17 protein-coding genes and 1 tRNA gene are annotated in these 19,374 nt (G+C 43.3%); 17 read left to right on the top strand and 1 reads right to left on the bottom strand.

What is annotated here, in order from left to right; translation table 11 throughout:
* Positions 1-109 precede the first annotated feature (109 nt).
* The 13 genes from rplU to HXT50_RS03580 all read left to right on the top strand — a co-directional run bounded on the left by rplU (position 110) and on the right by HXT50_RS03580 (position 15,141).
* Positions 110-418, top strand: a complete 309-nt coding sequence (rplU, locus tag HXT50_RS03640; RefSeq protein WP_004111933.1) for a 50S ribosomal protein L21 — start codon at positions 110-112, stop codon at positions 416-418.
* A 33-nt stretch (positions 419-451) separates the two neighbouring features.
* Positions 452-703: a 50S ribosomal protein L27 gene (gene rpmA, locus HXT50_RS03635; protein ID WP_004106248.1), complete on the top strand. Its 252-nt coding sequence runs from the start codon at positions 452-454 to the stop codon at positions 701-703.
* A gap of 147 nt (positions 704-850) precedes the next feature.
* On the top strand, positions 851-2,533 hold the full coding sequence (gene obgE / locus HXT50_RS03630; RefSeq protein ID WP_004118573.1) for a GTPase ObgE: 1,683 nt from the start codon (positions 851-853) through the stop codon (positions 2,531-2,533).
* Positions 2,534-2,558: 25 nt separating this feature from the next.
* Positions 2,559-3,704: a glutamate 5-kinase gene (gene proB / locus HXT50_RS03625; protein ID WP_004106251.1), complete on the top strand. Its 1,146-nt coding sequence runs from the start codon at positions 2,559-2,561 to the stop codon at positions 3,702-3,704.
* A 102-nt stretch (positions 3,705-3,806) separates the two neighbouring features.
* On the top strand, positions 3,807-5,045 hold the full coding sequence (locus tag HXT50_RS03620) for a pyridoxal phosphate-dependent aminotransferase (protein ID WP_410295764.1): 1,239 nt from the start codon (positions 3,807-3,809) through the stop codon (positions 5,043-5,045).
* A 157-nt stretch (positions 5,046-5,202) separates the two neighbouring features.
* Positions 5,203-5,278: transfer RNA gene (locus HXT50_RS03615), tRNA-Trp, on the top strand.
* 36 nt (positions 5,279-5,314) lie between these two features.
* Positions 5,315-5,542, top strand: a complete 228-nt coding sequence (secE, locus tag HXT50_RS03610) for a preprotein translocase subunit SecE (RefSeq protein WP_004106254.1) — start codon at positions 5,315-5,317, stop codon at positions 5,540-5,542.
* 41 nt (positions 5,543-5,583) lie between these two features.
* Positions 5,584-6,513, top strand: coding sequence for a transcription termination/antitermination protein NusG (nusG, locus tag HXT50_RS03605; RefSeq protein WP_421777038.1), 930 nt, complete (start codon positions 5,584-5,586; stop codon positions 6,511-6,513).
* Positions 6,514-6,850: 337 nt separating this feature from the next.
* Complete coding sequence (locus tag HXT50_RS03600; RefSeq protein ID WP_421777037.1) at positions 6,851-9,130, top strand: hypothetical protein; 2,280 nt, start codon at positions 6,851-6,853, stop codon at positions 9,128-9,130.
* A 244-nt stretch (positions 9,131-9,374) separates the two neighbouring features.
* Positions 9,375-11,246: a SpaH/EbpB family LPXTG-anchored major pilin gene (locus HXT50_RS03595; RefSeq protein WP_421777036.1), complete on the top strand. Its 1,872-nt coding sequence runs from the start codon at positions 9,375-9,377 to the stop codon at positions 11,244-11,246.
* Positions 11,247-11,452: 206 nt separating this feature from the next.
* Positions 11,453-12,451: a class C sortase gene (locus HXT50_RS03590; protein ID WP_410297202.1), complete on the top strand. Its 999-nt coding sequence runs from the start codon at positions 11,453-11,455 to the stop codon at positions 12,449-12,451.
* A 186-nt stretch (positions 12,452-12,637) separates the two neighbouring features.
* Positions 12,638-14,005, top strand: coding sequence for an ATP-binding protein (locus HXT50_RS03585; protein WP_421777035.1), 1,368 nt, complete (start codon positions 12,638-12,640; stop codon positions 14,003-14,005).
* 629 nt (positions 14,006-14,634) lie between these two features.
* Positions 14,635-15,141 (top strand): hypothetical protein, encoded by a 507-nt coding sequence (locus HXT50_RS03580; RefSeq protein WP_421777034.1) that lies wholly within the window; start codon positions 14,635-14,637, stop codon positions 15,139-15,141.
* Between the two features lie 18 nt (positions 15,142-15,159).
* Here HXT50_RS03580 and HXT50_RS03575 read toward each other — a convergent pair whose 3' ends face one another.
* Entirely contained in the window at positions 15,160-16,299 is a 1,140-nt protein-coding gene (locus HXT50_RS03575; RefSeq protein ID WP_421777033.1) for a RelA/SpoT domain-containing protein, read from the bottom strand.
* A 46-nt stretch (positions 16,300-16,345) separates the two neighbouring features.
* Between HXT50_RS03575 and HXT50_RS03570 the strand changes: the two genes are divergently transcribed.
* The 4 genes from HXT50_RS03570 to rplA all read left to right on the top strand — a co-directional run bounded on the left by HXT50_RS03570 (position 16,346) and on the right by rplA (position 18,778).
* Positions 16,346-16,807, top strand: a complete 462-nt coding sequence (locus tag HXT50_RS03570) for a Panacea domain-containing protein (RefSeq protein WP_421777032.1) — start codon at positions 16,346-16,348, stop codon at positions 16,805-16,807.
* Between the two features lie 197 nt (positions 16,808-17,004).
* Complete coding sequence (locus HXT50_RS03565) at positions 17,005-17,295, top strand: hypothetical protein (RefSeq protein WP_410297523.1); 291 nt, start codon at positions 17,005-17,007, stop codon at positions 17,293-17,295.
* Positions 17,296-17,636: 341 nt separating this feature from the next.
* Complete coding sequence (gene rplK / locus HXT50_RS03560) at positions 17,637-18,068, top strand: 50S ribosomal protein L11 (protein WP_004118588.1); 432 nt, start codon at positions 17,637-17,639, stop codon at positions 18,066-18,068.
* A 14-nt stretch (positions 18,069-18,082) separates the two neighbouring features.
* A complete protein-coding gene (gene rplA, locus HXT50_RS03555; protein WP_004106273.1) occupies positions 18,083-18,778 on the top strand; it encodes a 50S ribosomal protein L1 in 696 nt (231 codons plus the stop codon).
* The last annotated feature ends 596 nt before the right edge of the window (positions 18,779-19,374 follow it).

Here is a 19,374-nt window from a genome sequence, read left to right as displayed (position 1 = left end):
TTGACGTTAGTACATGGGTAGGTGTATTTTTGATAGTCGGTGTCTTGCCGCGCGCGTTTTGCTGTGCGCAAGGCAAAAGTAAGCTTTCAATTGAGCTAAGGAACGAATTATGTACGCGATTGTGAAGGCCGGTGGCCATCAAGAGAAGGTCGAGGTTGGCGACGCCATTCTCGTGAACCGTCTCGATGCAAAGAAGGGCGATACCGTGGAATTCCCGGTCGCGCTCGTTGTTGACGGTGCTAAGGTGACCTTAAGCGCCAAGGATCTTGCTAAGATCACGGTGAAGGCAGAAGTCTTGAATGACGAAGCCAAAGGTCCAAAGATTAGCATTATGAAGTATAAGAACAAGACTGGTGTGGCTCGTCGCAAGGGTCATCGTCAGAAGTTGACTCTCGTCAAGATCACGGCCATCGCCTGATTGACGGTGTTATAAACCTGAAAGGACAGTGAGATGGCACATAAGAAGGGTGCGTCTAGCTCGCGCAACGGTCGCGACTCACAAGCGCAATATCTTGGTGTTAAGAAGTTTGGCGGTGAAGCTGTAGTGGCTGGCAACATTATCGTTCGTCAGCGCGGCACTAAGTTCCACGCAGGTCAGAATGTTGCTTTGGGCAAGGATCACACGCTGTACGCTTTGGTGGACGGCAATGTGAAGTTCGGTATCCGTCGCGACCGCAAGGTTGTTGACGTTGTTACCGCCTGAATTTTAGCTAAGCCAAAGCGCTTCAACAATAAGTCGACGATAATAACTCGGCGATAAAACGTTTAAGCCGCACCCAGTTCGGTGCGGCTTTTTTGTTCTCGCATGTTCCCGAGAATTTAGGTGTTTAGCTTCGAGTAAGGTAGCAGTATGAGTGATTTTGTAGACCGCGTAACAGTGCATGTAAAAGGCGGAGATGGTGGAAACGGATCTGCCGGAGTTCGTCGCGAAAAGTACAAGCCATTAGCAGGCCCAAATGGCGGTAATGGCGGTGACGGTGGTTCCGTTATTTTTGTAGCTGATCGTAACGCAAACAGCTTACTTGACTACCGCTTCATGCCCCACCGCACTGCAGAAAACGGTACGATGGGCTTAGGTGACACTAAAGACGGTTCAAAAGGTGCAGACTTAGTACTTCCTGTGCCTGTTGGAACTGTTGTTTTTACAGCACGCGGTGCCGCAGGCTCTCAAAAGCGACCTGGCGAAGTTTTGGCGGATTTGCAACATGTTGGAGACAAATTCGTTGTGGCGCAGGGGGGTGCCGGCGGTCTTGGCAACGCAGCACTCGCAAACAAAACTCGTCGTGCCCCAGGATTCGCGCTTTTAGGCGAGCCTGGCGAAGAACGCGACGTAATTTTGGAACTCAAGTCTATCGCAGACGTAGCTTTAGTTGGATTCCCTTCTGCAGGAAAATCAAGCTTAGTTGCCTCAATTAGTGCAGCTAAGCCGAAAATTGCTGATTACCCGTTTACTACTTTGGTGCCAAACCTAGGCGTTGTAAGCTTCGGCAACTATCGCTACACAATTGCAGACGTTCCAGGCTTAATTCCAGGAGCTTCCGAAGGAAAAGGCTTAGGTCTTGAGTTTTTGCGTCATATTGAGCGCACAGAGATTATTGCGCATGTAATTGATTGCGCAACGCTGGAGCCAAATCGCGATCCAATTAGCGATTACCACGCTCTTGAGCATGAGCTTGCGCAATACGCTGATAAACTTGAGCTTCCGTTGGGTGCGATTCCAATTCCAGAGCGTCCGCGCATTATTGTGCTAAATAAAGTCGATGTGCCTGAAGCTAAAGAATTGGCTGATTTTGTACGCGGTGAATTTGAGAAAATGGGATTGACTGTATTTGAGATTTCTACCGCGTCTCACGAGGGCTTGAAAGAGCTTGGTTTTGCGCTTGGACGATTGGTTGAAAAGATGCGCGAGAAGCTCGCTGCCGAGGAAGCAGCACGAGAAGAAGAGCGTGTTGTCATCCAGCCGCTTGAGCAGCAGACTTCAGCTTTGCGTCGTCGCCGCGATGATGGACGTGGAAATAGCGCAGACTTTGAAATTAAGCGCGAAGAAGATAGGAATGGTGATTTTTGGTTCACTGTTACTGGCGCAAAACCTGAGCGCTGGGTTGTACAAACGAATTTTGACAACGATGAAGCCGTTGGTTATTTGGCAGATCGCTTAGCAAAGCTTGGTGTTGAGGACGAATTGCGCAAGAAGGGAGCGCGTCCAGGAGACGAAATTCGTATTGGCACTGGGAATCATATGGTTTGTTTCGATTGGGATCCAAGTATTGCCGCCGGTGCAGAAGGATTGGACGGCGCTAACTTGGGTGCGCGTGGTAAGGATTTGCGAATCGAAGCGAACGATCCTCGCGGAGCAAGGCGTACGAATGCTGAGCGTAGACGAGATTATCACAGCATGATGGATGCAAAGAGCGCAGTTCGAGACGCGATGATGGCTGAGCGAAAGTCGGGTCACTGGGCAGATCCTTCTGTGGATGACGATCGTCATGATGAAAATAGCCTGTTTGGTCGTGGAGAAGAGCAGAAAAACTAGAAAAATCAAGGTCAAGGGGAATCTTATGAATAATCCAGAAATTGAGCTTACCGAAGATGGGGTTCGGTGTTCAATTCGTGAGGCGCGTACAATCGTTGTAAAAGTTGGCTCAAGCTCACTTACGAGCGCGTCCGGTCAGCTGGATGTGCAAAAGTTGCGCGCTCTTGTGACTGCAATAAGTCACGCGCAAATGCAAGGCGCTCGCATTGTGCTTGTGTCTTCTGGCGCAATTGCAGCTGGATTTGGTTTGCTCGGCTTTAATGAGCGTCCTAAAGATGTGCCAACTCAGCAGGCAACGGCTTCAGTTGGCCAAGGATTGCTTATGGCTCAATACGAAGCTGCATTTTCGCAATTTGGTTTCAGAGTCGGGCAAATGCTTCTTACGGCGGACGTTACTATTTCGCCGTCGCGCTACCGCAATGCGCAACGCACAATGCTACGTTTGCTTGAGCTTGGCGTAATCCCAATAGTAAACGAAAATGATGCACTTTCTAGCAACGAAATTCGATTTGGTGACAACGACCGTCTTGCAGCTCTTGTAGCAAATATTGTGCGAGCGGAAGCTCTTGTGTTGCTTACGGATGTGGATTCTCTCTATACTGCGCCGCCTAGTGAACCGGGTGCTAAGCGTGTGAGTTTTGTGCCAGATGTGACGCGCGCGATTGAAGAAGTGAAAGTTGGCGCAAGTGTTTCGGGTGTAGGTACCGGTGGTATGGTGACGAAGATGGAAGCTGCGCATGTTGCTGCAGTTTCGGGAATTCCAACTGTGCTAACTTGCGCTGGAAATGCCGGTCCGGCACTGGCTGGAGATGCTGTTGGTACTGTGTTTGCGCCGGTGCATACGCGCGATTCTTCAAGGCGACTTTGGATTGGTTTTGCTTCGCATCCGCACGGAGTTTTGGTGGTTGATAATGGTGCTGCGAAGGCGGTTCGCGGAGGTCGCGCGAGCTTGCTTGCGGCTGGTATTGTTGGCGTGCGTGGCGAGTTTTCGGCGACGGATCCTGTGTGGATTGACGATGAGCAGGGTAACCATTTGGCTAAGGGTTTGGTTGCTTTTGACGCGGAGGAAATTCCGGAGATTATGGGGCGTACGAGCGATGAGCTTGAAGAATCACTCGGCCGTCAGTATGCGCATCCGGTTGTGCACCGCGACAATCTCGTGCTTGTGTGATTACTAGTGGTTCGTGTTTTGTCGATTTCACCAAATGGTTTTGTGTTTTCGACAGTTTCGCTTGTTTCGCTCGTTTCGCGGCTTAAGGTTACACTGTAAATCATGGCAGAGAATATTGCAGAAACTTCATCCTCAGAAAATTGGCGCGTATTAAGCGAGCGTATTAACCGAGTCGCTCCGAGTGCAACTTTGGCGGTAGACGGCAAGGCAAAAGCTATGAAAGCTGACGGCATTGACGTTGTAAGCTTTGGCGCAGGCGAGCCAGATTTTCCTACTCCCTCTTATATTGTTGATGCTGCAACACAAGCGTGTAAAGACCCGCGCAACTATCGTTATACTGCTACGGCAGGTTTACCGGAGCTTAGGGAGGCGATTGCGAGCAAAGTGCAGCGAGATTCCGGCTACGAAGTTTCCCCAAAACAAGTCGTAGTTACAAACGGCGGAAAGCAAGCTGTGTATGAGGCTTGCCAAATTCTCTTAAATGATGGCGACGAAGTTATTATTCCAGCTCCGTATTGGACGAGTTATCCGGAGGCTGTGAAGCTTGCAGGCGGTGTACCTGTGCCAGTTTTGGCAGGTGCAGATCGCGGTTTTGAACCAGATATTGAGGCGATTGAGGCAGCTCGTACTTCACGCACGCGCGCAATTATCGTAACTTCGCCTTCGAATCCTACAGGCGCTATTTGGAGCGCGCAAACTATTCGCGCAATCGGCGAGTGGGCTGTAAAACACCATATTTGGGTTATTTCTGACGAGATTTACGAGCACCTGCATTACGACGGCATTTCGACTTCGTATATTGGCGTTGAGGTGCCGGAAATTCGCGAGCAGCTGCTGATTTTGAATGGTGTTGCGAAAACTTACGCCATGCCTGGCTGGCGTGTTGGCTGGATGGTGGCACCAGAAGATGTTGCTAAAGCTGCAATTAAGCTTCAAAGCCATATGACTTCTAATGTTTCTAATATTTCGCAGCGTGCAGCAATTGCTGCAGTCGGCGGTTCGCTTGACGTGGTTGCCACTATGCGCGAGGCTTTTGATGCTCGACGCAAAGCGATTGTGGAAGCGTTGAACAATATTGACGGCGTTACTTGCCCTCTTCCTCATGGCGCTTTTTACGCGTTTGCTAACGTTGAGGAGCTGCTTGAGCGTCCGCTCGGGGAGCATAGCGAAGTGCCGCATACTTCTTCTCGATTTGCTGAAATGTTGCTTGACGAAGCGCATGTTGCTGCGGTTCCAGGAGAGGCTTTTGGTGCTCCTGGATATTTGCGATTCTCTTGCGCTCTTGCTGACGACCAGCTTGCTGAGGGCATGCGTCGCATGAAGAAGTGGGTTGAAGCTTAAGCAAGTATTTATTGCAAAATAAGAACTTGCTTACCATTGCAAAATGCGACACTCGCTTTTGTGTGATGATATAACGAAATCATGCCCATGAGATAGTATGTCTATCTGGCGGTTTGCTATTTCGTTCCTTTTGGGGTATGATGAGCAAGTTCACCTTAGGGATGTGGCGCAATTGGTAGCGCAACGGTCTCCAAAACCGTAGGTTGTGGGTTCGAGTCCCGCCGTCCCTGCCAGTTTTTTGTTCAAGTTTTTACACGAAGGATTCAAGCATGGCGCAGGCACGCAGTACTAAGAAAGCAGTAAAGCATAACTTGTTCGTGCGTATTGGCATGTTCGTTAAGCAAACTATTGACGAGACACGCAAGGTTATTGCACCTCATGGCAAAGAGTTGTTTGCTTGGTCGTCTGCAGTTTTCATATTTGTTGTATTTTTGATGGCTTTCGTCACCTGCATGGACTTCGGTTTGGGTAAGTCCGTAATGTGGCTGTTCGGCTGAGTTGAAATTGGCTGAGTTGAAATTTTGAAGGTGTATGCAAGATGACTGATGAATTCAATCTCGAAGAAGCAAGTGAAGCTGATGAGGCTTTTGCTTCTCATGATGCTGACGAAGCAAACGAATCAGCTGTGAATAATGAAGCTGTTGCTTCTAGCGAGTCTGTTGAAGCTGATGTGGATGAGGAATCTGCTGATGTTGAAGCTGATGTAGCTGATGGCGCTGCTGCTGACAGTGTTGTAGCTGACAGTGTTGCTGATGCTTCTAACGAAACTGGCGAAACTGGCGATACTGGCGATACTGGCGATACTGGCGAAACTACTGATGCTGATGATGTGAACGAAGCCGACCCAACTGATGCCGGCGCAATCGCTGTAGCAGAATTTTCTAAGAAACTTCGCACTTTGGAAGGCAAGTGGTACGTTCTTCACACGTATTCTGGTTACGAAAAGCGCGTGAAAACTAACGTTGAATCCCGCGTGCAGAACTTTGGTTTGGAAGATAAGATTTTCCAGATTGAAGTTCCTATGGAAGAAGTCGAGAAGCATACAGAAAAGGGTAAGAAGGTTATTACCCGTGTGCGTGTGCCAGGATATGTGTTGATTCGCATGTGGCCGGATGAGAACGCTCGTCGCATTGTGCGCGAGACTGAGGGTGTGACTGGTTTTGTTGGTCCTTCTAGAGAGCCTGCACCATTGAGCCGCAAGGAAGTTGTGTCAATGATGGCTCCGATGATTGCTTCCGAAGCTTTGAAGAATGCTGGCGATAAGCCGGCTGCAGCGCGCAAGCGTAAGGTTGAGGTTGCTTACAAGGTTGGCGATCAGGTGACTGTGACTGACGGTCCATTCTCAACGATGGCAGCTGTGGTTTCGGATGTGGAGCCTACAACTCAGAAGCTTACAGTGTTGGTTTCCATCTTTGGGCGTGAAACTCCTGTGGAGCTTGGATTCAACCAAGTGGAGCCGATTGTTTGAGATGAAAGACTGATCCAAAAGCTTGAGTGAAAAGCTTTAAGTTTTTGTAACTTTTACAAACCGGGGTGTGTTAATTCGCGCCCCGGTTTTTATTATTTACTGCAACACGCCGTAAAATGGGGAAATAATCCTAAATTTTCTTGCAATTACAGTGCTTTTATCAATGTAAATAATAAATATTTCCAAATATTTCGTTTGGCTTGCAAATAGGCGTGGGGGGGGGGGTATAGTGCTGAGTGTTTAAGCAGAGTAATTGAGTTGTTGTTTTTTTTTTTAAGTGTCATCGTAATGATGACATCATGATTCGTAAGCTTTGCAGACTAGAAGGTAGGTGTATATGTTTAATTCGCATATATTTAGCCGTTTCCTTCGACTAGTGCGCTCAATTCGTCGTTCGTTATTTGCTTTTTTCGTGGCGATTGCAATGTTGCTTGCTACATTTGTGATTGCTCCAACTTATGCGTTGAGTGCTGGTGAGAATACTACTGTTACTGAGAAGGTTGAAGGTGCTAAGTCTGGTTCTGCTAAAAATGATGATGAGAATAAGCAGCGGACTAAGCAGAGTGAATCTATTAATACTGAGCCTAATAAGAAAAATACTGATACTTCAAGTACTTTAAATAAAGATAATAAAGAATCGAATCCTGTTGAAAAGCAGCAGAATGCAGATGTGTCTGTCGATAAAGCTAAGTCTGAGACTGCTGTAAATAAAAAAGCTAAAAATGCCCAAAAGAAAGATGCTGATTCTGCAAAAGCTGCTAATAACGGCACTGACAGAAGTGTGAATGGAAAGCCTCAGCTTCCGGAAGAGTGCAAGGGGAAGAAGAGTTTAAGTTCATGCTATAAGATTAGCTACAATATTGGTAGTCCTACTGTAGATAATGATGGTAAGACTATTTTAATAAAGCGTGGTGAAACTAGAACTATTACCCCAGAGTTCAAATTAAGAAAGACTAGAAAACAAACCGGTGTACCAGGCGGCTTGTGGTTTACGTTAGAAAAAGATGGTGAAGATCCTGTACCAAGTTGGGCGAATTTTGAAAAAGATAATGGTGCCACTAAAGTTAAGGATACTAGTAAAGATAAAACAGGCTTTGATGGTTCTGTTACGTTGCGCCCAGGCAAATGGGATCGCGGTAGTTATACATTCAAAATTGGCATATACCACCCTACTGATACAAAAGGTAAAAAAATTGATGTAAGTGTAAAAATTGACGAATCTGATATATCAAAAAATGATTTATCGCTGAGCTTATACGATTTTGGGAAAGAGAATGATAAAGTTCCTGTAAGCGATGACAAAATTATTATAAAACAGAAGTCTAAAGCTATTACTAATAAGCTTTTTATTGATTCTCAATCCAAAGAAGAGCCTGGTTATATTCATCACCATATGATTTGCCATAAAGAGACTAGTACTAATGGTAGTGCAGAAACTAGTGATAGTGCCGATAGTTATACGTTAGACAGTGTTAATGGTTTGAGTTTAGGTACGCAGACTCAGTTCAAGCACATGGATGGTAAGGATCGACCTTCTACTGGTGCAGAGGATTCTGCTGTATATGAGAATGATGATTATACTGAGGAATCTCAAAGCTGGATTAGTGGCACGCCTACAAAGGCTGGGACTTTTGAGTGCAAAGTGTTTGCTATTAAGGATACTAAGTTAGTAAGTAGCGGTGGAGGTAAACATTTCGAAAGTTCTACAGTATCAGACGAGTTTAATAAAAAAGTCCAAGATGATGCAGGTAAGAAGTCTCTGTTTGAGGGAAACATTGTTGAAGATAAGTGGGACAATAAGGCGGATATTCAACAAGGTGTTGACTGGGATTATAAGACTGTAAAAATCCAAGTTGGAGATGATGATAAGCTTGCGCTTAATGTTTATCCTTTTAAGGGCTCTAATGCGTTGACTAGCAAGAATAACAAGATTTCTGCGATGCTCGGTATGGAGCTTAAGCCGTTTGTTGATGCTACTTCTGCGGCGGATAGCGCGAATAAGATTACATTGCGCGTGCTCTGCTCGAAGGGCAAGAAGAAGGATTCTGGCTCGCGATCTGAGCAACCCTCTGAACCGTCGCAACCGTCTCAAACTGCTGGATCGCCGCAAGCTGAGGAGCCTCTTGAATACAAGACTTGGAGTAGCAATCTTGCCGAGCTTGGGTTGAGTGTGCCTGAGGATACGAAGCAAACTAGATGCAATAAGGCAAATGATGGGGATAAAGAATGTACTGCGAAGAACGTTGCGTCTCAAGCTTCTATGGAAGTGACCTTGAAGCCTACTGCTGTTGGCAATTACCAGTGCGTTGTGTACGCGCTGAAGCCTAAAGCGTTCAATGCTCAATCTGGCAAGCAAACGCCTGCGGACATTGATAAGGCATTAGCTGATGATAAGTCTCTTAAAGAAAATAAGGATTTTGCTGCTTTTACGCTCAATATTGATTCGGTGAGCAATTTTACTTTGCCGCACACGGGTGGGCAGAGTTGGAATTTGCAGCTGGGTATTCTTGCCGCTCTGTTGGTGAATCTGCTGGCTGCTGGCTTTGTGGTAAGTCAAAGTGAGCGAGGTCGCAAATTAATTTTGGGAAGGTGGCGAGGCTTATGCAATTACGTATGAAGCAGTTGTATATGCATTTACTCGCCGTGCTTCGCATAAGGCGATTACGTACGCATTTGCGCATAAAGCCTTCCTGTTTCGCGCATTGTTTTATTGCGTATTGTTTTATTGCGCAGTCTTTCCGGATTCGGGAGCGTGATAACACAAGGTAAATGCCAAAAATTTTAAAACTTTACTCGTATGAGCATTATCAATGCAAATTAATTTTCTAGTTGCCGTAAAACGGCAAATGAAAGGAGTGAACATGAAAAAGTTCACTAATAAATTCGTGGCGGCGATTGCGTCGCTTGCTATGGCTGGCACGCTGTGCGTCGCCGGCGCTGTAACAATGACTGGAGTTGCATGGGCTGGTAAGCCGGTTGTTCCGCAACATCCTGCGAATACGGATCCTAAGGATCCTAAGGCTCCGTGGGAGACTGACGCTCCAAAGAATGGTACTATAACCATTCTTAAGTGCGTGAAGAAGGCAAATGATGATAACTCTACTACTTCTCAGACACAAACAGATCCTCAATGCAAAACTGGTTTTAAGCCACTTAAAGATGCTACTTTCAAATTGACTAAAGTCACTTCTGTTAAGGAAAGCGGCAAAGACGTTAATTTAGATCTTACCAAATTTGAGTCTTGGCAGAAGATTGCAAAGCTTGTTACTAAGCTGAACGATCACACTATTAAAGACAGTGGCACTGATGCAGAAGTCAAGCTTGATACCACTAACGCTATTAGTCCGAAGAACACTGATAAAAATGGTATAGCCAAGTTTGGTGATGGCAAGAATAATCTTGATCTTGGCTTGTATAAGGTTGAGGAAACTAACGCGCCTAAGGGCTATGGTGTTTCTGATTTGCAATCCTTCTATATGACACTTCCTTTGCCGGAGTACACTACTAGCGAGGGCAAGGATGCAAAAACGACTGTTTCGTATAACTATAATCCTGTTGTGACGCCGAAGAACAAGGATCTATCGGCTACTATTCAGAAGGTTTACGATAAGACTAAGTTCGCTAGCGTTAAGGATAAAGTGCCTTTTACAATTACTGCGGAAGTGAACAAAGCTAAGCCTAAAGATGGTAAGTTGACTGCTGCTAATCTTCAGGGTTATAAGGTCTTCGATGATGCTCCAACTGCTGCCTTCGCATCGATAACTAAAGATGCTGTGAAGACTGTGAAGATTAACGGCAAAGAGGTGACTAATGACGCCACTACTACTTATTACAAGGTAGAAAATCCTATCACTTCAGCTAATGATGCTGAAGGTAAGAATCTTGCTGCTGGTCACACTCGTATTCTTGTGACATTTGCTGAGAAAGGCCTTGAAAAGATCGCTGATGCTATAAACAATTGTTCTAAAGCTGGAGACACGATTAAGGTTGAAGTAGATCTTGAGTTTGAGCTTAATAAAGACTATCAGGGTGGTAATCCTCCTGCGGATGGTCAGACTGCAGCTGACACTAGCAAGGATCAGATTGTAAACAAGTCTGGCTTCTTCCAGGCTCATGAGAAGAATGAGGGTGACTTGCCGCCAATCATTCCTGATAATGATCATTCTCAAGCGACTATTGACTTCGGTTTCCTTCAGGTGCATAAGTTCTACAAGGAAGGTACTGAAGAGAAGCCGCTTGAAAATGCTGAGTTCAGGATTTTTGCTGATGAGAAAAAGGCAACTGCTTGCGCTCAAGGTCTGAAGGAAAATAAGGAACTTGACAAGATTGAAGCTTGCAAGGCTGCGTCAACTATTGGTGATGCAGCTGCAGCTGCTCAACCTGCTACTGACGTACAGACTGCTACAACAGATTCTAAAGGTAACTTCGCGAAGGCATACAAGACTCGCGCTGATGTTCCTGTTTATCTTGTTGAGGTTAAAGCTCCTAAGGGTTATGCGATTTCTCCTGTAGTCCACGATGTGACTGTTAAGAAGGATCAAACTACGACTGAGCCGTTTGAGGACCTCCCACTTAAGGGCGGCGACAACGGCAAGAGCTTCTGGTTCAATCTTCCTGCAACTGGTGCTTACGGCGTGCTGATTTTCGCTGTTGTGGGCATGGTTCTTATTGTTGCGAGCGTGATTATGTACGTGCGCAATCGCAAGGAAGAAGAACAGCAGCAGAACGCTTGATCCGCTTTCTAAAGCTGGTCTTGTAGTCTAATAGCAAAGTGTGAGTCTAGGGTTTACTGAACTAAATCCTAGACTCATATTTGTGTGGTAAAGATTTGAGATTTTTCGCTCGCGCGAACCTTAAGTAAACAAAATCAAGAACCATACCCCGAATTTGTTTACCGATACGCGCTCTAAGTTAAATAATCCAACGAAACGGAGGAAGCATGAAATTAAACGACGTTGTTACAAAAGTATATGCTTTCTTCAATCAGTCTAAAGCAAAACCTGCAACCGAATCAACCCAAGATTCAGCAACCGCATCAAAACCCGCGCCAAAGCCAACAAAAAAAACCAAATCCAAACTCCGCCGCACTCTTGAGCCAATTGCCCTCGCGCTTGCAGCGATTCTGTGCTTCACGTACCCGATTGCGTCAACGTTGTGGAATAACAAGGTCTCGAAGGAGATTTCTACCGCGTATGATCGTTTGAGTCGTAAGCAGACTGCGAGCGCTCGCGAGAAGATTTTGAACGCGGCTCGTCGTTATAATGCGCGCCACAAGTCGATTATTACGGCTGATCCTTATGATGGCACGACGGATTATATGAAGACGCCGGAGTATAAGGAATATGCGAAGCAGCTGGATGAGCCGATGGGGATTATGGGTATCGTAAAAATCCCGAAGATTGGCGTTAAGCTGCCGATTTATCACGGTAGTTCGCAGGAGGTTTTGGCGTATGGCGCCGGGCATTTGTATGGCACGGATTTGCCGGTTGGTGGCAAAACGCGTCACGCTGTTGTGACGGCGCATACGGGTTTGCCGAATGCGACCATGTTTGATGATTTAGTAGAGTTGAAGAAGGGTGATTTCTTCTACTTTGACGTGCAGGGGGAGACGCTGCGTTACAGGGTATTCCGCATTAGTGTGGTCGATCCGCATGATATTAGATTGCTTCAGCGCGAGAAGGGGCGCGATTTGGCGACGCTGCTTACGTGTACGCCGTATGGTGTGAATACGCAGCGGCTGCTGGTGACGGGGTATCGCGTGCTACCGGATCCAGTTTCCGCGCCGGGTGATAAGTTGCAGTGGCCGCTTTGGATGACGATGTTTGTGCTCGCGCTTATTGGATGCGCGGTGATTCTTACGACGATGATTATTGCCGCGGTTCGCAAGCGCCGCCGCCGTGCTGCTTCACTTGCTCATGCCAAACATATAACTGCTTAGAATTGCTGTAATGCAGCGTGTTGCGAAGATTTAGAGAAATAACACCTTGATTTTCGTGAAAATTCGGCATATATTTACCCCTGATTTCGTGAAAATTTAGCATAAATTGACATTGATTTTCGTGAAATATATACTATAAAACAATAGTATTTTCAACGGTTTTGTGGTAATTAAGAGTGGTGTTATATGTTAAGGCGAAAATTCTATCAAAAAATGCTCGATTGGAAGAATGCTGATCGCGGTTCAACAGCGCTTTTAGTAACAGGTGCTCGAAGAGTTGGGAAAAGTACTATAGTTGAAGAGTTTGCAAGAAACGAATACAAGTCTTATATTCTTATTGATTTTTCGCAAGCATCAAAAGATGCGCTTCGGCTATTTGAAGATTATCGTTCAGATTTAAGCACTTTCTTTACATACATATCTGCACTATATGGTGTGAAACTTTATAACCGTGAATCGGTAATGGTTTTTGACGAAGTGCAATTTTTCCCACAGGCTAGAGAATTTGTAAAACAACTAGTTGCAGATGGCAGATACGACTATATAGAGACTGGCTCGTTATTGTCTATTAAACATAATGTTGAAACAATATTGATTCCATCTGAAGAACAAGAAGAACGCATGTATCCTCTTGATTTTGAAGAATTTTTGTGGGCTTTTGGAGAAGAAAATCTATCGAAAGTTATTAAAAATTCATTTGATGCGTTAAATCCTTTGCCAGATGCTTTACATAAAAAAGCGATGCGACTTTTTAGAGAATATATGCTAGTTGGTGGCATGCCGCAATCTGTAAATGAATATGTTGATTCGAGAGATTTTACTCGAGTAGATAGGGTTAAGCGTCGTATTCTTTCGCTCTATAGGCAGGATGCTGCAAAGTTTGCGAAAGGGTATGAAATGAAAGTTATGGCTGTGTTTGATGGAATACCAGCACAGCTTTCCAGGCATGAAAAAAGATATAGGATTACTTCCTTAGGCAAGAATGCTCGTATGCGTGATTACAAGGATGCGTTTTTTTGGCTTTCGGATGCGAGTATTACAAATAATTGCTATAAATCTACAGATCCAAATGTGGGATTGAATCTTAATGCAGATGATGCGCTAGTAAAATGTTATATGGCTGATACTGGTTTGTTGACTTCTATGATACTTTCAGATAGTAGTATTGCGTCTAATAATCTATATAAAGAAATTTTATTTGGAAAAATCTCAATTAATGAAGGAATGCTAGTTGAAAACGTTGTTGCGCAACAGCTAATAGCATCTGGACATCGCCTATTCTTCTATTCAAATAGAGATAAAGAAAATTCGGAAAATACTATGGAAATAGATTTTTTGATTTCTAAAGCTTTTCAGGATTCTGCTGGCAAAATGCGTATATCTCCTATTGAAGTTAAATCTGGGAATGTGTTTAAAACAGTTTCTCTTGATAAATTTAAGAACAAGTTTTCAAAAAGAATTGGAACTAGTTATGTATTTGCTCCTAAACAGCTTAGCGTTAGAAAAGATTTGAATCTCGTAATATTACCACTTTATATGTGTGGATTGGTGTAGCGCGCGAAGGTAGGTGCGAAGGTATGTGAAACTTTGTTTCTTTGTGGCTGTGTATTTAATAACACTAGCTCTCGTGGCTTCTTGCTGACTTACTGCTAACCTAAGTTCATGAATATGAAAATTAATAACGAAGTTTCCAATAATAAATATAATCAACTATGACAAGATTAATCGCATTGGTATTGCAGTGCGTATATATTGCACTTACTAAAAGTGAGTTTGGAATGCTTGATTTAAAAGATAAATTATATTCCTTTTTTAGCAGTCGTAGGAATTGTATACTAGTGGCATGCGTGCTTTTAATGATATTATCTGCGCTTTTACTGTATCTTACAATAGGCGTAATTTTTTACGGTAATATTGAATACTCAAAGCGAATATATTCTATTGTTAATGCTTGTGTAGTGTACTTAATACTATTTTTATTGTTTCTTATTTATTTAAAGTTTAAGAACAATGAAATTCTATTTTTAATACCTTTTATTCAGTTGTATTTATCCTTTTGCATTTTTGCATATATTTATTATGATTCCATTAAGGGGTTGCCAGAATGTTATAAATCGCTAGCAATGTTCATTCTATGGTTTATACCGTTCTGCTTTTTAGTACGCAGAAGCGTTAGAGCTTTCTTGAAAAGTTCAAAGTTCTTGATTTCTGTTTTGTCAGTATTGTTTACACTTTTAGGGTTTTTAAATGAGTCTAATTGGACGATAGTTGCTTTGATAATAACGTGCATTGTATTTTTGCTTAAATTGGAAAATTTACAGATTCTATGTAAAGGGATATTTGATATAAAAATAGAAGATTCAGATAGTAATAAATATAAATTAATTATTATCAATATTATGACAGTAGTTTTTGAGGCAATGTTGTATTTATCTATAAAACTTTCTGAGTATTTATCAGAATTATTAAATTGGATTTATGATTGCGTTAGTGCTAGTGGTGGTACGAAATCGTTAAATAATGAAATTATTACAGAACATATGTGGTTAGGATTTTACAGGTTTATTATTTTAGCTGTTATTTTCATTATTGTATGTAATTTTTTTGAAAGTAAGCAGAATGCCATCTCAACATGCATAAAAAATATATTTGACTGCGAAGATAACGCCCAGATGAAGAAGAATTTATGATTATTATCCCAATTTTCATTAATTAATAAGTTCTTCTACTTTTTCAATAAATTTTTCTATGTTATATGAGTAATTAGGATAAGTATCTCCTAGTTGATCCTCGTTTTTCGCATAAATAAGTACCCTGTTAATACTAGTTATATATGAGGTTTGCGCATCTGGTTTCTCAACTGTCAGGTCTTTATTTACGCTACCGCTATCAATTTCTGTATCATATTGAATTTTGTTAGCTTCATTGCTTATGCTGCTATTTTCCTTGCTATTATAATTCGTTATAGCTTTTTCTACGCAATCCATAGTGTATGAATGTATGGTTAATTCTTGTGTTTCTCGAGAAAGTTCAAGTAAGTAAAGTCCTTCGCCACTTTTTGCGATATTTTTTTGCATATTAATAGTTACACTGTTGCGCGCAGCTTTAAGATCTTCAATAATTTCTTTAAAATTATCGTTTGTTCGCACTGAATTTGCTAGTTCTTCTTTAAACTCGTCATCGTTATTTTCACAGCAAGCAAATAACTTAGAGATTACTTTGAAGAATTGTAAGCAAGATTGTATTCGAGTATTACCTTCACTTACCAAAGTAGGATCTTTGTACTCTACGTTATCTATCTCACTCATAGCTTCTACTGCTGTTGACCAATAGTGTTGAAGCTTAGTACGTATTTGCAGTTCAATCCTATATTGTCTGTCTATGTTTTCTTGTTTTAATGTCTGTTTTATTATTATGTGTAGTGACCTATATCCGGATTTTTCTGGATTTTCTATATAGTCTTTCGTTTTCTTAATATCGATTTCCCCAGCTTCTTTGAGATTAAGAATTTCATTATAAACTTCGTAAACTTCACTCACAGAATTTACAATCGCCCTACACCCTGCGATGTCATCCATTGCGCCAAGCTCAAAATTTCCATTGCTGCGGTATAACTTTTTAAGTATTGATTCTTTGCGTTTAAGACGATACGTAGCCATCGCGTCTGGATACTTATTTATGATTCCAACAAGTTTCTTGAAAAAGATTTGTGCCGGTTCTTCATGCTGATGACGCCATGAGTCGAGTATTAATATCTGCTTCCTATACTCTTCTGAGTTTTGCTGGCCGATTAATTCCTTTAGTATTTTGCCAGCTGCAGTGGCCTGCTTTCGACTAATTATCGTCATACGAATATAATATATGACTTGTCTGTTTTATAAAAGGGAGGTGCGTATGACAACAATATTTAACGTGGCAGCGTACATCCTTAATATTACTGGAACTATTACCACTATGAAGCTTCAGAAGTTAGCTTACTATTCGCAAGCTTATTCTTTGGCTACTACTGGATATCCGTTATTTAACGAGGATTTTCAGGCATGGAGGAATGGTCCTGTTTGCCCGGAATTATTCGCAATGCATCGTGGGAAGTTTTTGATTCGTAAGGGAGAAATCATGCTTCCTGATACCGAGAAACTGAACGAGGATTCTTTAACGGATAATCAAAAGCTCATTGTGGAAAAGGTATGCGAAAAGTTTGCTGAATATTCTGGTAGCGATTTGAGCGCGCTTACACATCGTGAGGATCCATGGAAGAATGCTTATGATGTTACTGATGGCTCTGCAATATGCGTTCATAAAATTACTAAGGCTTCTTTGAAAGAGTACTATTCAATTCATAATTTACTTCAGTAAATGTTATATTCTTTTGTGTTTTTATTTGCTTTGAGTTAGTTGTAGCGTTGCTTGAGATTCGTTGAGTTTGTGTTAAGAGCATAAAAATAAAGAATGATATGGTATCCTTTTCTGACTGAGCTTGAAAACAACGCAATACTTATAATTCATGCGAATCGTCTTACAAAGGGATTTTTACAAGAGATAAGGGATGCGAGATGAGTAAGAATACGTATACTGCGGAAAATGGGTTCGTTATTACTGACGATATTGTTGATAAGTGGGCTGAGGAGGCAGAAGATAATTTTCCTGGTGCCACTATTACAGAGTTTGCTGGAAGAGCTTGGGAAGATGAAACTCAGCCGTTGAAACCGCGTACTGTTAGGTTAAGTGATACCGTTTGGCATTTAATCGAAGCTGATGCGAAGCGCAGAAAAATGACTGTGAGTGCGTGGACTAGAAACGCTATACTTAACGAATTGTCTAGTGAGATAGCTGCGCAAAGATAGTTGCGCAAAGATAGTTGCGCAAAGATAGTTGTACGAAGGTATGCAACTTGGAAGTAGACTTCCAACTTTTGCTGTTGCGCAAATGTAGTTGCGCAAAAATAGCTATGCAAAGATAGTTGCAGCTTTCGTAATGATGCGTGTCGCGAAGATGTGGCATAATAGGAAGGCTTGTGACTGGAGGAGGAATCCGCTAGCACAGCACAGCAATACAAGATGCGGGAGGAAGCTGCAAAACGGCTTTATAGCAACGTTTCGTAAGTGCTTTACTTCTGTAAGAAGCGACTATAGAAGAGTTTGCAGCAACCATTTGAACCGCTTGTACAAGAAAGAAGAACCATATTATGGCTCCGAAAAAGAAAGTCTCCGCGCTTATTAAGCTCGAGATTCAGGCTGGTAAGGCAAATCCAGCTCCACCACTGGGCCCAGCATTAGGCTCCCACGGCGTGAACATCATGGACTTCTGCAAGGCGTATAACGACCAAACGAAGGACAAGATGGGTCAAATCGTCCCAGTTGAGATCACCGTTTACGAAGATCGTTCCTTCACCTTCATTTTGAAGACCCCACCAGCCGCTGCTTTGTTGCTTAAGGCTGCTGGAATCCAGAAGGGCACCGAGAATCCATTGACTCACAAGGTTGGTTCTGTGACCAAGGCTCAGGTGCGCGAAATCGCCGAAATTAAGATGCCTGACCTCTCCGCACGTGACGTCGAGGCCGGTATGAAGATCATCGCGGGTACTGCTCGCTCGATGGGTATTACCGTTACCGACTGAAAGGGAGTGTAGAAATGGCTAAGCGTTCTAAGAAGTATCGTGAAGCGGCTGAGAAGATCGACCGCAATAACCTGTACACCCCAGCTGAAGCTATCGCTTTGTTGCAGAGCATGCCAAAGCACGCTTTCGACGAGTCCGTTGAGGCTGTTATGCGCCTTAACGTGGATCCTCGCAAGGCTGATCAGTTGGTTCGTGGCGTTGTGAATTTGCCAAACGGCACCGGTAAAACCGCTAAGGTTTTGGTGTTCGCTCGTGGCCCAAAGGCTACTGAGGCTCAGGAAGCTGGCGCTGACATTGTTGGTGATGACGAGCTTATCGAAAAGGTTGCCGGTGGCTTCCTTGACTTCGATGCAGTCGTTGCAACCCCAGACATGATGGGTAAGGTTGGCCGCTTGGGTCGTGTTCTCGGTCCTCGTAGCTTGATGCCAAACCCAAAGACTGGCACCGTGACTATGGATGTAGCCAAGGCTGTTGCTGACATTAAGGGCGGTAAGATTGAGTTCCGCGTGGATCGCCAGGGCAACCTGTCCTTCCTCTTCGGCAAGCTCTCCTTCGATGCTAAGGCTCTTGAAGAAAACTTCAAGGCTGTTGCAGACGAAATCCGTCGCTTGAAGCCAAGCACCATTAAGGGTCGTTACATTACTAAGGTAACTGTGACTTCTACGATGGCTCCTGGTGTTCCAGTTGATATCGCCAGCATTGCTGCCTGATTTATTGCTTGCGTAGCTTATGCGAAAGCATGGCTGGTAAGTAGTAGATTAAGTTTAAAACTTATAAACGCTGAAAATGTGCTCTTTTGAGTCATGTTTTCAGCGTTTTTTTTTGTTACTTGTGTTACTGCGTTTCTGCGTTAGCAACGAATAATTGAGATTTTGCGTTACTGGTGCAGTACGCAAACTGCGTTAGTAATGAATAGGTGACTGGAGAAGTTGAGGGCGCGTAGTCGTGCGCGGCGTGTCGCGGGGGAATGGCGATTTTGCAACGGTTTTGCGGCTGGTTGGGGGAGTATTCAAGAGTTTCCTGAGAGTTTTCTGGGAAAAATCTTTAAAAACCTTGAAATTGACATTTTTACGAAAAATAATGCATAATACTGTATTTTTTACTTTTAAAAATAGTTTGACTGAAATATTTTCATAAAAATATGAATATTTTTTGTTAATGAGTTGTGTGTCTGCTCTTGACTTTTTCGAACGGGGGGGGGGTATGTTAATAACAGCTTCCAGCCGGATGCTCTGCGCTGGTAGTTATTCACAAAACTTAAGTTGTGAATATTAATTTTTTCTTCGCGCGTTTGGCGTGAAGGAGA

The organism is Gardnerella sp. KA00243, assembly GCF_049244105.1.
Classification (GTDB): Bacteria; Actinomycetota; Actinomycetes; order Actinomycetales; family Bifidobacteriaceae; genus Bifidobacterium; species Bifidobacterium leopoldii.
The sequence above is the reverse complement of the archived record's forward strand: the minus strand, read 5'-3'. Positions and strand labels throughout refer to the sequence as shown.

Coding starts and splice junctions, on each gene's coding strand:
- rplU (WP_004111933.1), top strand. CDS start 110: ATGTACGCGATTGTGAAGGCCGGTGGCCATCAAGAGAAGGTCGAGGTT.
- rpmA (WP_004106248.1), top strand. CDS start 452: ATGGCACATAAGAAGGGTGCGTCTAGCTCGCGCAACGGTCGCGACTCA.
- obgE (WP_004118573.1), top strand. CDS start 851: ATGAGTGATTTTGTAGACCGCGTAACAGTGCATGTAAAAGGCGGAGAT.
- proB (WP_004106251.1), top strand. CDS start 2,559: ATGAATAATCCAGAAATTGAGCTTACCGAAGATGGGGTTCGGTGTTCA.
- HXT50_RS03620 (WP_410295764.1), top strand. CDS start 3,807: ATGGCAGAGAATATTGCAGAAACTTCATCCTCAGAAAATTGGCGCGTA.
- secE (WP_004106254.1), top strand. CDS start 5,315: ATGGCGCAGGCACGCAGTACTAAGAAAGCAGTAAAGCATAACTTGTTC.
- nusG (WP_421777038.1), top strand. CDS start 5,584: ATGACTGATGAATTCAATCTCGAAGAAGCAAGTGAAGCTGATGAGGCT.
- HXT50_RS03600 (WP_421777037.1), top strand. CDS start 6,851: ATGTTTAATTCGCATATATTTAGCCGTTTCCTTCGACTAGTGCGCTCA.
- HXT50_RS03595 (WP_421777036.1), top strand. CDS start 9,375: ATGAAAAAGTTCACTAATAAATTCGTGGCGGCGATTGCGTCGCTTGCT.
- HXT50_RS03590 (WP_410297202.1), top strand. CDS start 11,453: ATGAAATTAAACGACGTTGTTACAAAAGTATATGCTTTCTTCAATCAG.
- HXT50_RS03585 (WP_421777035.1), top strand. CDS start 12,638: ATGTTAAGGCGAAAATTCTATCAAAAAATGCTCGATTGGAAGAATGCT.
- HXT50_RS03575 (WP_421777033.1), bottom strand. CDS start 16,299: ATGACGATAATTAGTCGAAAGCAGGCCACTGCAGCTGGCAAAATACTA.
- HXT50_RS03570 (WP_421777032.1), top strand. CDS start 16,346: ATGACAACAATATTTAACGTGGCAGCGTACATCCTTAATATTACTGGA.
- HXT50_RS03565 (WP_410297523.1), top strand. CDS start 17,005: ATGAGTAAGAATACGTATACTGCGGAAAATGGGTTCGTTATTACTGAC.
- rplK (WP_004118588.1), top strand. CDS start 17,637: ATGGCTCCGAAAAAGAAAGTCTCCGCGCTTATTAAGCTCGAGATTCAG.
- rplA (WP_004106273.1), top strand. CDS start 18,083: ATGGCTAAGCGTTCTAAGAAGTATCGTGAAGCGGCTGAGAAGATCGAC.